General features: G+C 67.0%; 11 protein-coding genes and 2 pseudogenes. 9 read left to right on the top strand and 4 right to left on the bottom strand.

The window, feature by feature from the left end:
• The 3 genes and pseudogenes from C5F48_RS17920 to C5F48_RS17910 all read left to right on the top strand — a co-directional run.
• Positions 1-766: sensor histidine kinase (locus C5F48_RS17920; RefSeq protein WP_258186526.1), on the top strand; the 766-nt coding region annotated here is incomplete at its 5' end.
• Positions 763-1,446 (top strand): response regulator, encoded by a 684-nt coding sequence (locus tag C5F48_RS17915; protein ID WP_107665220.1) that lies wholly within the window; start codon positions 763-765, stop codon positions 1,444-1,446. The genes C5F48_RS17920 and C5F48_RS17915, both read left to right, overlap by 4 nt.
• A 185-nt stretch (positions 1,447-1,631) precedes the next feature.
• A pseudogene (locus C5F48_RS17910) lies at positions 1,632-1,952 on the top strand (transposase); the annotation flags it as partial.
• A gap of 296 nt (positions 1,953-2,248) precedes the next feature.
• Here C5F48_RS17910 and C5F48_RS26140 read toward each other — a convergent pair.
• The 4 genes and pseudogenes from C5F48_RS26140 to C5F48_RS17895 all read right to left on the bottom strand — a co-directional run bounded on the left by C5F48_RS26140 (position 2,249) and on the right by C5F48_RS17895 (position 6,270).
• Positions 2,249-2,842: a molybdopterin dinucleotide binding domain-containing protein gene (locus C5F48_RS26140; RefSeq protein ID WP_245941531.1), complete on the bottom strand. Its 594-nt coding sequence runs from the start codon at positions 2,840-2,842 to the stop codon at positions 2,249-2,251.
• 186 nt (positions 2,843-3,028) lie between these two features.
• Positions 3,029-4,396 (bottom strand): annotated as a pseudogene (locus C5F48_RS17905) (molybdopterin-dependent oxidoreductase); the annotation flags it as partial.
• Positions 4,397-4,527: 131 nt separating this feature from the next.
• A complete protein-coding gene (locus C5F48_RS17900) occupies positions 4,528-5,409 on the bottom strand; it encodes a PCC domain-containing protein (RefSeq protein WP_107665218.1) in 882 nt (293 codons plus the stop codon).
• A gap of 3 nt (positions 5,410-5,412) precedes the next feature.
• Positions 5,413-6,270, bottom strand: coding sequence for an IclR family transcriptional regulator (locus tag C5F48_RS17895; protein WP_245941529.1), 858 nt, complete (start codon positions 6,268-6,270; stop codon positions 5,413-5,415).
• Positions 6,271-6,467: 197 nt separating this feature from the next.
• Here C5F48_RS17895 and C5F48_RS17890 point away from each other — a divergent pair, with 197 nt between their 5' ends.
• The 6 genes from C5F48_RS17890 (at position 6,468) to C5F48_RS17865 (ending at position 12,652) form a co-directional block, all read left to right on the top strand.
• The gene (locus tag C5F48_RS17890) at positions 6,468-7,478 is read left to right on the top strand and encodes a TRAP transporter substrate-binding protein (RefSeq protein WP_107665216.1); all 1,011 of its coding nucleotides are present in this window, start codon (positions 6,468-6,470) and stop codon (positions 7,476-7,478) included.
• Between the two features lie 97 nt (positions 7,479-7,575).
• On the top strand, positions 7,576-9,441 hold the full coding sequence (locus C5F48_RS17885) for a TRAP transporter large permease (protein WP_107665215.1): 1,866 nt from the start codon (positions 7,576-7,578) through the stop codon (positions 9,439-9,441).
• A 107-nt stretch (positions 9,442-9,548) separates the two neighbouring features.
• A complete protein-coding gene (locus C5F48_RS17880) occupies positions 9,549-10,394 on the top strand; it encodes a transketolase (protein ID WP_107665214.1) in 846 nt (281 codons plus the stop codon).
• Complete coding sequence (locus tag C5F48_RS17875) at positions 10,391-11,401, top strand: transketolase family protein (RefSeq protein WP_107665213.1); 1,011 nt, start codon at positions 10,391-10,393, stop codon at positions 11,399-11,401. Before C5F48_RS17880 ends, C5F48_RS17875 begins: the two co-directional genes overlap by 4 nt.
• Entirely contained in the window at positions 11,398-12,180 is a 783-nt protein-coding gene (locus tag C5F48_RS17870; RefSeq protein ID WP_245941530.1) for an SDR family NAD(P)-dependent oxidoreductase, read from the top strand. The genes C5F48_RS17875 and C5F48_RS17870 overlap by 4 nt, the downstream gene beginning before the upstream one ends.
• A gap of 34 nt (positions 12,181-12,214) precedes the next feature.
• Positions 12,215-12,652, top strand: coding sequence for a hypothetical protein (locus C5F48_RS17865; RefSeq protein ID WP_107665212.1), 438 nt, complete (start codon positions 12,215-12,217; stop codon positions 12,650-12,652).
• Positions 12,653-13,136: the final 484 nt, after the last annotated feature.

Here is a 13,136-nt window from a genome sequence, read left to right as displayed (position 1 = left end):
CGCCCTGGCCCTCGAACGGCTGCGCTTGACCGAAGAGCTTTCGGAGACACGGCTTGCGTCCGAAACCGAGAGGCTGCGCGCGGCCCTGCTGTCCTCGGTCAGCCATGACCTGCGAACCCCTCTCGTGACCATCATCGGCGCGGCAGGCAGCCTTGCGGACACGCCGGAGCTTTCCGCCGCAGTCCGCAAGGACCTGGCCGACAACATTCGCGAGGAGGGCGAGCGGCTGGACCGCTACGTGCAGAACCTGCTCGACATGACGCGGATCGGCCATGGCGCCTTGACCCTGCAGCTCGCCCCGGTGGATATGGGCGAGTTGGTCGGCGCGGCCCGCCACCGTCTGCGCGCGCCGCTCCGGGCGCATCGGGTGACGGCCGATGTCCCTGACAGCTTGCCCCTTGTTCTGGCGGATGAGGTGCTGCTGGAGCAGGTGCTGGTCAACGTGCTCGACAATGCGGCGAAATACGCGCCCCCGGGATCGACCATCGCCATCGCCGCCCGCCGGACCGGCGCGGGGCTGGAACTGTCCATAGCCGACGACGGCCCCGGGATTCCGCCCGAAGAGCGGCTTCGCGTGTTCGACATGTTCTATCGCGTCACCGAAGGCGACCGTCAGCGCGCCGGGACCGGACTTGGCCTCGCGATCTGCAAGGGCCTCACCGAAGCCATGGGCGGCGCGATCCGGGCCGAGTCCGCGTCACCGGGCGGCACGGGCACGCGTATCGTGCTGTCCCTGCCACTCTTCTACCGCGAGGCGCCTGCATGACCACTGCGACCCGCATCCTGGTAATTGATGACGAAGCGCCGATCCGCCGCTTTCTGCGGGTGCCGCTGGAGGCCGAGGGTCACAGCGTCATCGAGGCCGGTACGGCCCGTGACGGCATTCTGGCGGTCGCCCGGGAAGCGCCCGGCCTGGTGATCCTCGACCTTGGTCTGCCGGATGCCGACGGTCTGACGGTCCTGCGCGAAATCCGTGGCTGGAGCCAGGTTCCGGTGCTTGTCCTGTCGGTGCGGGCGGATGAGGCCGGCAAGGTTGCGGCGCTCGATGCGGGCGCTCAGGATTACGTGGTCAAGCCCTTCGGCGTGAAGGAACTCCTCGCCCGTATCCGCAGCCTGCTGCGCGATCGGGCCGGCGCTTCGGCTCCGGCAGTGATCGAGATCGACGACCTGCGGATCGACTCGGCCAACCACGTCGTCATGAAATCGGGTGTTCCCCTTCACCTGACGCGGAAGGAATTCGACCTGCTGTGGCTGCTTGCCAGTCATGCCGGACGCCTGGTGACGCAAGGCATGATCCTGAACGCGCTCTGGGGTCCCGCCCATGCCGAGGACAGCCAATATCTGCGGGTCTATGTGCGCCAACTGCGCCGGAAGCTGGGCGATGACGCCGCCAATCCCCGCTACATCGTGACCGAGCCGGGGATCGGCTACCGGTTCCTCGGCTGAGGCCGTCTGCTGGGCGGCTGCGACGGAACGGCGTCATGGCGCAACTTCTGTGACCTGCTCGGCAGACTTGGCAGCATGCTAGGACCGCTACGTTCAGGTGCCCGGCGGCAATGCGTCTTGGACATGTGACGGCCTCTTCTTGCTGCCGCTGCATCCGCTTCGCGGGGCGAACGTCGGTGAAGGGGAGCTTGCGGCAGGGACGTGACTTCCCGGTTTGGCTGGGCCTTGTGCCCCGGCAGCATTCGAGCGGTGGCAAGCCGACGCTTGGCTCGACAAGCAAGTCCGGGCAGCGAGACATCCGGCGCCTGCTGATTATCGGGGCCATGGCGGTGATCGCCGGGGCCAAGGCTCGACCTCCAGCGAAGGACCCATGGCTCGGGCGCATCCTCGCTCGCAAACCAAGGATGTTGGCTGCCATCGCGCTGGCAAACAAGATGGCGCGCATGATCTGGGCCATGATCACGAAGGACGAAGAGTTTCGAGGGGAACCACTGTCGGCGAACTGAGAGAGCCGGAAGCGCAGCCTCGAAAATGCGGGAGAAGCTGAAGCGAGTATGAATCGATCGACCAGATCGGGGTCGGAAAAATCAGTGTCGCATGAAGAGCCTCGAGCTCGGTCTGATGTTTTGAACCCAACCCGCGGATCCCATATCGGCCAGGGCGCTTAAGCGCCCCGATAAAAGGCCTGACACATGTACGCCTTCGATCGTATCATGCCAGCTGAGGTGACAGCCCGCTAAAACCGGGGCTACCCACACATGATGTGAGCGCCCCCCGACGGCATCGATGTGCCAAGGTGGGTCTAAATCAGAACCGGCGGGTCGAAGGCGGTGACCTCCGGGACAGGCCCCCGGGGCAAACCGACCTGCACAAGGCAGGTCTGCGCCGCGCAGCCCTGCGACAGATCGGAAGCACCAATGTCGAGGGTGAGGACATTCGGATTGCCGTGCTTCTCCAAACCATCCGCCTGCGGATCATACCAGGCGCCGGTGGATATCCGCACGACGCCCGGCATCATCTTGTCGGTCAGCACGGCGCCGGCGAGGCAGCGTCCGCGGTCGTTGAACACCTCCACCACATCGCCCGCGCGGATGCCGCGCGCGGTCGCATCGGCGGGGTTCATGTAGATCGGCTCGCGCCCGGCGACCTTTCCGGCCGCGCTGTGCGGGCTGCTGTCGAGCTGGCTATGCAGCTTGCGTCCCGGCTGATCCGTCAGCAGATGCAGAGGATGTTCCCCGGCGGCCTCCGCCCCCAGCCACTCCACCGGCTCGCGCCAGACCGGATGCGGCGTGAAGTCCAGCCCGAAGCCCTCGATCGTCTCCGAGACGATCTCGATGCGGCCCGACGGCGTCCTGACCGGATGCGCGTCGGGATCGGCGCGGAACCGCTCGAGCATGACGGTGGTTTTCGCCTCCGCCTCCAGATCGTGCAGGCCACCGGCCCAGAACCGGTCGAACTCCGGGATCGCCACGCCCTGATCATCCCAGCGACTGCGGCAGCTGTCGTAGATATGCCGGAGCCAGCCCATCTCGTCGCGGCCCTCGGTGAATTCCTCGCCGAAGCCCATCCGCTGCGCCAGCGCCGCGAAGATGGCATGGTCGTCGCGCGCCTCGTGCAGCGGCGGCATCATGCGCTTCATTGCGACAAGCAGGCCCTCCTGGGTGGCGTAACCGATGTCGTTGCGCTCCATCGCGGTCGTCACCGGCAGCACGATATCGGCCCGTTTTGCCGTGGCCGTCCAGAACGGCTCGTGCAGGATGATGGTTTCGGGCTTCTGCCAGGCCTTGCCCAGCCGGTTGAGGTCCTGGTGGTGGTGATAGGGGTTTCCGCCGGCCCAGTAGACCAGCCGGATGTCCGGATAGGCCAGAGCCTGCCCGTTGTGGGTGAAGGCCTGGCCGGGGTTCATCAGCATGTCGGCAATCCGCGCCACCGGGATGTAATCCGGCACCGGGTTGCGGCCCTGCGACAGCGAGGGTCCCGAAAGCCGACGGTGGCGGGACCCCATGGTGTTGGACGGCCCGTAGCCGACGGCGAAGCCGCCCCCCGGGAGGCCGATCTAGCCCAGCATCGCGGCAAGCGTCACCAGCATCCAGAACGGCTGTTCGCCGTGATGCGCCCGTTGCAGCGACCAGGAGATGTTCAGCATGGTCCGGCTGGCCGCCATGTCGCGGGCAAGCGCCACGATCTGCGCCGCCGGAACGCCGGTGATCGGCTCGGCCCAGTCGGGCGACTTCGGAACCCCGTCCAGCGCCCCGGTCAGATAGGCTGCGAAACGGTCGTAGCCGGTGGTGTGGCTGGCGAGGAAGGCGGCGTCGTGCAGCCCCTCGGCCTGCAATTGCCAGGCTAGGGCCAGCATCAGCGCCGCATCGGTGTTGGGACGGCAGGGGATCCATTCCGCCGGATGGCCGGTGTCGAGATTGTCATGGCAGGGCCCGATGTTCACGAAGCGGCATCCCGCCTCGGCCATGCCGCGCAGGCCGTCGCGCACCCGGTGCCGTCCGGCGCCGCCGGGCGAGGATTGCGCGTTCTTCGCCGGAACCCCGCCGAAGCAGACGAAGAGCCTGGTATGGTCTGCCAGCACGTCCCAGGTGCTGTGATCGGCCATCATGTCGGCCATGCTGCCGACGATATGCGGCATGATCACATGCGCCGCGCCCAGCGAGTATGACTCGGTATGCCGGACATAGCCGCCGGCCATGTTCAGGAAGCGGTGGATCTGGCTTTGCGCGTGGTGGAAGCGCCCGGCGCTGGCCCAGCCGTAGGAACCGCCGAAGATCGCTGCATTGCCATGTGCAGCGCTGACCCGCGCGACTTCGGCGGCGACAAGATCCAGAGCTTCGTCCCAGGGCGCTTCGACGAAGGGCTCCGCGCCGCGCAGCTCCGGCCGGCTGCCGGGGCCGCCCTCCAGCCAGCTCTTGCGGATCGCCGGCCGGCGGATGCGGCAGGCCATCACCTCCGGCGCGAGCTGGTGCAGGCCGATGGGCGAGGGGTCGGGATCGTCCGACAGCGGACGCAGCGCCGGCGCGCCGTCCTCGGTCCGGTCCACCTCGTAGATGCCCCAGTGCGAAGCGGTGTAGCTGGTCATGCGTCGGTCTCCGCCTGGAGAATGAGTTCAAAACAGATCAGAACCGGATTGCAGCCCCGGCTCGGCGTTCCGCGGTGGATGCGGCCGAAAGCGTCGATCAGCGCGATGTCGAGCGTCACGCGCGGCGCGCCCTCGGCATCCGGGGCGACGCGGCCGTCGAGCACGACGATCTCGGTCGGCGCCTCGTCGACGCGCAGGCCGTCATCGAAGACGGCGCCGACCGTGCTGCCGATGCCGCTGCGCACTCTGGCGCGGGTCAGCCCGTGGTGGCGGCAGACCGTCTCGATCGCCTCGACCAGATCCTCGTTCGGCCGGATGCGGGCCACGATGCAACTGCCGCCCGTCGCCCCGACTGCGGCGGGGCGGAACAGGGTGAAGTTGGTTTCGGCGTCGGGGGCCGCCGCCATCGTCACGGCGCGGCTGCCGTAGATGCAGGCCTCGGTCGGCTCGGCGACGATGCTGTCGAACGGCAGGATATGCCCGCCACAGCGTTCGCCCTCTGGCCCCCGCCACAGGGCGTGACAGTGCAGGAACGGCCCGCCGTCGCGTTCTCCGAAAGTCGCGGTGGCGAAATCGATGGCGATCACCCCCTCCGGCCGGTGGGTATCGCTGTAATAGGCGACGTGGTCGGGGGTCTTCGACCATGTCGGCATGACGAACTGCATCGGACCGAGCCGCATCCCCGACAGCAGCAGCGCGCCGCTCCGGATGCCCAGTTCCGCCAGCGGGTGCGCCACCGCCTCGCACAGCGTGAGGCCGGGCTGAAGCGTGAAGCTCTTCTTGATCGGCGGCGAGGCGAAGCTCTCGATCCGGTCAGGATGCACCGCGCCGGGATGGCGCAGCCGCCGATCCGCGCCGGAGGTCGTCTGCTGGCTCATCTGTCATCCTCTCTTCGAAGCCCGCCGCCCGCCGGGCGGCGCGGCAGAGCGTTCCACATCCGGTCTCGGCCCTAGATGCGCGCCGAGGTTGGCGAAGGCCGTCTCCAGCTTGCGCGCCTCGGACTGCAGCATCGTCACGATTTCCGGCTGCCGCTGGTCATTCAGCCGGCCCTCCACCGCGCCGATCGACAGGGCGCCGACGATCTCGCCGTTCAGGCCGCGCAGGGCGACGGCGATGGCCCAGGCGCCGGCATGGAAGATGCCGCGGTTGATCGCCCAGCCGCGCCGCCGCGTCTCGCCGATCAGCGTCCGCAACAGCGGCTCGGTCAGCATCTGATAGTGGTCCGCGTAAAGCTCGAGATTGGCCGCGATCACCGCCTCGCGCTCGGCGTCGGGCAGGGCGGCGAGCATGGCGATGCCATGCGCGGCGACGCCCAGCGGATGACGCTGACCGACGTTCAGGACATGCGAACGGATCGGATGCATCCCCTCTTCGCGGCGCAGGCAGATCGAGTGCAACCCCTGACGGACGCAGAAGAAGGCCGTATCCTCCGACCGCTCGGCCAGCCGCCGCACCGAGGCGTCGGCCAGCGGGTAGAGGCCGTATCGGTCAGCGGCGATGGAGCCGAAGACATAGGCCGACACGCCGAGATAGTAGCGCCGCGTCGCCTCGTCCTGATCGACCAGACCCGACCGGATCAGCGCCACCAGCAGCCTTCGCACCGTCGCCTGCTTCAACCCGCTTTGCGCGACCAGCATGGCGAGCGTGGAGCCCTGCCGATGGTGCTCGGCGACCATCCCGAGGAGCATGGTGGCGCGCTCGATGCTCTGGCTTCCTGTCGATTCCGCAGTTGTCTCCACCTGACTCTCTTCCACATCACTCCATAATATGGAGCTGTATAATTCATAGTTCTCTGTTTTACAACAGTAAATTTATCGCACTTGGGTTTTGACGTACAGAAAGTCCATGATATGGATATTAAGGCGCATCTGCCGCAGGGGCTGAGGAGGGCCTGGGCGACGGGTGGTGGCTGACCGGTTTCAGGGAGGAAACGAGAATGCAGACCAATCGCCGGAGATTTCTTGCCGTGGGGGGAGCCGTCCTGGCCAGCCCTTTCATCATGCCCCGGGGCGCCAGCGCCGCCGAGTTCAACTACAAGTTCGCCAACAACTTCCCGCTCGGCCATCCGATGAACAACCGGATGCAGGAAGCCGCCGACCGGATCGCCGCGGAGACCGACGGCCGTGTGGCGCTGGCGATCTTCCCGAACAACCAACTGGGGTCGGACACCGACACGCTGAACCAGGTCCGGTCCGGCGCCGTGGAGTTCTTCACCCTGTCGGGCATCATCCTGTCGTCGCTGGTGCCGGTGGCCTCGATCAACGGCGTCGGTTTCGCCTTCAGCGACATGTCCGAAGTGTGGAAGGCGATGGACGGGCCGCTGGGCGCGCATGTCCGCAAGGCGATCACCGATGCGCGGCTGCATGTGATGCCGCACATGTTCAACAACGGCTTCCGCCAGATCACCACCTCCACCGTGCCGATCGAGGGGCCGGACCAGCTGCGCGGCCTGAAGATCCGGGTGCCGGTCAGCCCGCTCTGGACCTCGATGTTCCAGTCGCTCGGCTGCGCGCCAACCAGCATCAACTGGAACGAGACCTACACCGCCCTGCAGACCGGGATCGCCGATGCGCAGGAGAACCCGCTGTCGACCATTGACGCGGGCAAGCTGTTCGAAGTGCAGAAATACTGCTCGCTCACCAACCATATGTGGGACGGCTTCTGGATGCTGGCCAACCCGCGCGCCTGGCGGGCGCTGCCCGAGGATCTGCAACAGATCGTCGAGAAGAACATGACCGACGCGGCCATGGCGCAGCGCGCCGACATCGACGAGCTGAACCGGACGCTGCGGACCGAGCTGGAAGGCAAGGGCATGGCCTTCAACGAACCCGACCCCGCGGCGATCCGCGAGGTCCTGCGCACGGCCGGCTTCTACGAGGAGTGGCACAAGAGCTTCGGCGACGAAGCCTGGGGCCTGCTGGAAGCCACCACCGGCCAGCTCACCTGAAACCTCTCCCGACGGGGCGGCCCTCGCCGCCGCCCCGCGACTCCCGCCGCCGGTGCTGCCGGCGGCGGTGCAACCCTTCATGTCCGGGAACCGCAGCATGACCACAGCAGAAGACCATCTCGCCCTTCCCCAGGTCAGCGAGAATCCCGATGCGCGGGGCGGCTCGCGCTTCATGCGTCCGGTGGAAGTGATCTCCGCAGGCCTGCTGCTGGCGGTCGTCGGCCTGCTGCTCAGCGGCGTGGTGTCGCGCTACGTCTTCGCGGCGCCGGTGGTCTGGATCGAGGAGGCGGCGTCGATCTGCTTTCTCTGGCTCGCCATGCTGGGCGCGGCCATCGCGCTCGACCGCAACGAGCATCTCCGGCTGACACTGTTTCTCAACATGCTGCCCGAGCGCCTGCGTCCCTTCGTCGAGACCCTGGCGCTGCTGACCATCGGCTCCTTCCTCGTCGGACTGATGCGGGTCGCTTTCGAATATGCCTATGAGGAGTGGTTCATCACCTCCGCCGCGCTGAACATCCCCAACACCTTCCGCGTCGCCGCGATCCCGCTCGGCATGGCGATGATGCTGGGCATCCTGCTGGTCCACCTGTTCCGCACCTCGCAGGTGGCGCATATCGCGCTCGGCACGGCGGTTCTGGCGGCGCTGGCCCTTGGCCTCTGGCTCGGCTCGCCCCTCTTCATCGCCCTGGGCTCGACCTCGCTTCTCCTGTTCCTCGTCGTCATCGTCGCGGCCTGTCTGGCCGCCGGCGTTCCCATCGCCTTCGGCTTCGGCATCGGCACGCTGACCTATCTCGCCTTCGGATCGCATGTCCCGGTCTTCGTGATGATCGGCCGGATGGACGAGGGCATGTCCAGCGTCATCCTGCTGTCGGTGCCGATCTTCGTGCTGCTGGGCTGCGTGCTGGATGCTACCGGCATGGGCAAGGCAATCATCGACTTCCTCGGCTCGCTGCTCGGCCATGTGAAGGCCGGCATGAGCTATGTGCTTCTGGGATCGCTGTTCATCGTCTCGGGGATTTCGGGCTCCAAGGTCTCCGACATGGCGACGGTCGCACCCGCGCTCTTCCCCGAGATGAAGCGGCGCGGCAACAAGCCGCCCGAGATGATCGCCCTGCTCGCGACCGGCGCCGCCATGGCCGATACCGTGCCGCCCTCCATCGTGCTGATCGTGCTGGGCTCGGTCGCCGGCGTGTCCATCGCCGGGCTGTTCACCAGCGGCATCGTCGTCGCCATCGTCTTGATGGCGGTGCTTATCGGCCTCGCCCGCTGGAAGGCGCGGCACGAGGTGCTCAGCGGCGTCTCCCGCGCCAGTTTCGCCGCAGTGTTTAAGCTGGCCCTCATCGCCGCACCGGCGCTGGTGCTGCCCTTCCTGATCCGCTCCACCGTGGCCGGAGGCGTGGCGACCGCGACCGAAGTCTCCACCATCGCCGTGGTCTATGCGATCTTCATCGGCATCGTGCTCTATGGCGGCATCGGCTGGGCCCGGTTCTACACGATGCTGGTCGAGACCGCCGCGATGACCGGAGCCATCCTGCTGATCCTCGGCACCGCGCTTGCCATGGCCTGGGCGATCACCCAGGCCGGCGTGGCGCAGGTTCTCGCCGACATGATGACCGATCTGCCGGGCGGCTGGATCAGCTTCATGGCGCTCTCCATCGTCATCTTCCTGATCCTCGGCTGCATCCTCGAGGGGCTTCCCGCCATCGTGCTGATGTCGCCGCTGATGTTCCCGATCGCCAAGAGCCTCGGCATCCACGAGATCCAATATGCGATGGTTGTGGTGGTGGCGATGAACATCGGCCTGATGACGCCGCCGATCGGCATCGGCTTCTACCTCGCCTGCAAGATCGGCAACGTCTCTCCCGACGAGGCCATCGGCGCGATCTGGCCCTACATCCTGGCGCTGATCGTCGGCCTGATCGTCATCGCAGCCGTGCCGTGGATTTCGATCGGCATGCTCTGATGCCCGCACAGGCGCATCCGCTCCCGTCAGCCGAACCGCCGCCAGGTCCGCACCCGGACATTGTCTCAATGGTGGCCTGCCGCCGCTGCCCAGAAGAAGGAAATCAGATGGACCACTCACCCCTCCTGCACAACAGCGAGCTCGCCGAGCGCGCCTATCGCGTGCGCCGCAACGCCATCGTCATGGCCGAGGTCCAGGGGCAGGGCTACATCGCCCAGGCGCTCGGCGTCGCCGACGTCCTGTCGGTCGCCTATTTCCACGCCATGAACGTGCGGCCGGACCAGCCGGACTGGGAGGACCGCGACCGCTTCCTGCTCTCCGTCGGGCATTACGGCATCGCGCATTACGCGGTCCTCACCGAGGCGGGATACCTGCCCGAGGCCGAGCTCGTCACCTATGGCTGCGACGACAGCCGGCTGCCGATGTCCGGCATGACCTCCTACACGCCGGGGGCCGAGATGTCGGGCGGCTCCATCGGGCTGGGCCTGCCGATGGCGGTCGGCATGGGGCTGGGCCTCAAGCGCAAGAAGTCGAAATCCTTCGTCTACATTCTGATGGGCGATGGCGAGATGGCCGAAGGCCCGACGTGGGAGGCGGCGATCTCGGCGGCGCATTACCAGCTCGACAACATCATCGCGCTGGTCGACTTCAACAAGGTGCAGGCCGACGGCCCCTCGACCAGCATTATGAGCACCGAGCCGCTGGTGCAGAAGTTCGAGGCCTTCGGCTTCTTCGTCCAGCGGGTAAACGGCAACGATCTCGCGGCGCTGGTCGCCGCCTTTGACGCCGCGCGCGAGCATCCGGACCCCAAGCCGCGCATCATCATCTGCGACACCAAGATGGGCTCCGGCGTCGACTTCCTCGAAGCCAAGGAAAAGAACCACTTCATCCGGCTGGAAGCCGAAGACTGGAAACGCGCCTATGCGGCGCTCGATGCGAGGACCGTGGCATGAACACCACAACGAAACAGCCGTCCGTCGACAAGGCCCTGCCGGTAACGCCCGCGATCATCTCGTCTTCGGTCGACGAGGGCCACCGCACCAAATCTGCGCCCTTTGGCCATGCGCTGATCGAAGAAGCCCGCCGCCGGCCCGAAATCGTCGGGATGAGCGCCGATCTGGCGAAGTACACCGACATCCACATCTTCGCCCAGGCCTATCCGGACCGCTTCTACCAGATGGGCATGTCGGAACAGCTGATGGCCACGGCGGCGGGCGGGCTGGCGAAAGAGGGTTTCATCCCCTTCGCAACCACCTACGCCACCTTCGCCGCACGGCGCTGCTATGACTTCATTTCGCAGGCGGTGGCCGAGCAGGACGCGAATGTGAAATTCGTCGGCGGCCTCCCCGGTCTTACCACCGGCTATGGTCCGAGCCATCAGGCGACGGATGATCTGGCGATCTTCCGCGCCATGCCCAACCTGACCGTGCTGGACCCCTGCGACGCGCTGGATGTCGAGCAGATGGTGCCCGCCGTCGCCGAGCACAAAGGCCCGGTCTACATGCGCGTGCTGCGCGGCCAGGTGCCTCTGGTGCTGGACGAATACAACTACCGCTTCGAGCTCGGGAAGGCGGCGTTGCTGCGCGGCGGTCGCGACGTGCTGATCATCTCCACCGGTTTCATGACCATGCGGGCGCTGGATGCGGCGAAGGAGCTGCAGAAGGACTCGGTCGATGTGGCAGTGCTGCATGTCCCGACAGTGAAGCCGTTGGACGAGGTGACGATCCTGCGCGAAGCCTCGCGCAGCGGGCGGCTCGTCGTGGTGGCCGAGAACCACACTGTCATCGGCGGTCTGGGCGAGGCGGTCGCTGGCTGCCTGATGCGCGGCGGCGTCTCCTGCGCCTTCCGCCAGATCGGCCTGCCCGACCAGTTCCTCGACGCCGGCACCCTGCCGGTGCTGCAGGATCGCTACGGCATCTCGCGCAAGGCGGTGGTCGACCGCATCCGGTGCTGGCTGTGACCCGCTCGGTCATCGTCACCGGCGGCGCATCCGGGATCGGCGCGGGCATCGTCAGCGCGGCGCTTGCGGCGGGCTGGCGAGTCGCCATCTTCGACCTCGACAACCCCAGCCTGCAGGAAGCCCGCGCCCGGCTCGAACCGCGAGGCGTGCTCTGCATCGCGCTCGACGTGACCGACGAGACGGCGGTGGCGGAGGCCGTGACGCGGGTCGAGGCTGAACTTGGCCCGCTTGCCGGCCTCGTGAACTCCGCCGGGATCGGGCTCGACGCGGCGGTGATGCTGACCACCCCGCAGCAGCTGCGCCGCGTGCTCGACGTGAACGTGGTGGGCAGCTTTCTCATGTCTCGAGAGGCCGCAAGGGTGATGCGCGGCCGCGAAGGCGCGATCGTCAACATCAGCTCGGTGTCGGGGATCCAGGGCAATGAGGGCCGCGTGGCCTATGGCGCGTCGAAGGGGGCGATGAATGCCATGACCCGGGTGATGGCGGTGGAACTGGCGCCGCTGGGCCTGCGGGTGAATGCCGTGGCGCCCGGTCCGGTGGACACGCCGATGGCGCGGCAATGGCATGGCGAGGAAGTCCGGCAGGGCTGGATCAACGCCGTGCCGATGCGGCGCTACGCCTCGGTGGAAGAGATCGCCGGCGCGGCGCTGTTCCTGCTCGAGGGCAGCGGATCCAGCTACATCACCGGCCAAGTGCTCGCCGTCGATGGCGGGTTCACCATCGGTGGTCTGAGCAGCGGCACGACGGCAAGCGCAAACGCCGGGGCTGAGGGATCCTAGAGCATGTCCGCCTCGGATTGAATCGGAAGGTGGATTGTCCGCCGTGCTGTTCGGTGCGCTTGTGCCAGCAGATGATGGGGCGCGGCGCAATGTCTGGCCCTCGGAAGCGGTGATCCGCGGGCTGACGCGCGGGTTGCGGGAGCGGCCGCTGATGGAGGATCCGATCGTCACCAGCTGGCTCGCCTTGATCGAGCGGTCGAAGGCCGAGCTCGGCGGCTACCTCGTCGAGCTGCTACGCTTCCTGCGCCGGCATCCCCGGCCGCCGATGGCGATGGACCGCAGGAAGATCCTTGAGGAGGCGGCGGAGAACCAGCGTGGTCGCGAGTTGATGCTGGGCCGGGACGAACGCGGCACGGCGACGGCAGACGATCGGGCGGCGCTCGCCGCCTACGAGGAGGACCTGCGCCCGTTCCGCGACATCGTCGCCGCGGGACGGGCGAAGCGTGCGGCCTGCAAGGGGCAAGTGGCGTGACGGGAGGGAAGCGGCGGGAGGCGATGACGGCGGGCACGATGCGGGCGGCGGTGAAGAGTATGCGCGGCCTCCGCCCCATTGATTTTGCCGGTTCGCCGATGGCCATCTCGACAGGGACATCAATACGGTGCAGGGTATTTCCCTTCCTTTGCATCACTCTGAAAGTTTCGACCCTCAGGGCGAAAATCGTCGCATCGAATTTTTCGCCGGTGCGGGTTCTCCACAACCGCCTCACCTGCCTTCGCGCTTCGGAGGCGCGTTCGGTTAGGCGGATGCGAGGCGCGCGCCGCGCTGGATAACCCTTCAGCCCATCGAGATCCCGACATGTGTCGGGATCGAGCAGGTCAGACGCCAGGTCAGGGGATCGACGCGGGCTTTGGCCCGCGCTCATCCCCGCCCTGCGGTTTTTTCTGTTTGTCAGATCCGCCCAACATCCCTGATTGGGCCGGTCAATCGGCAAGCGCCGCGCGATGCGCGTCGTCGC

Origin of the sequence: Cereibacter changlensis JA139 (genome assembly GCF_003034985.1) — a bacterium.
Lineage (GTDB): Bacteria > Pseudomonadota > Alphaproteobacteria > Rhodobacterales > Rhodobacteraceae > Cereibacter > Cereibacter changlensis.
This window is presented reverse-complemented; position numbering and strand designations above follow the sequence as displayed.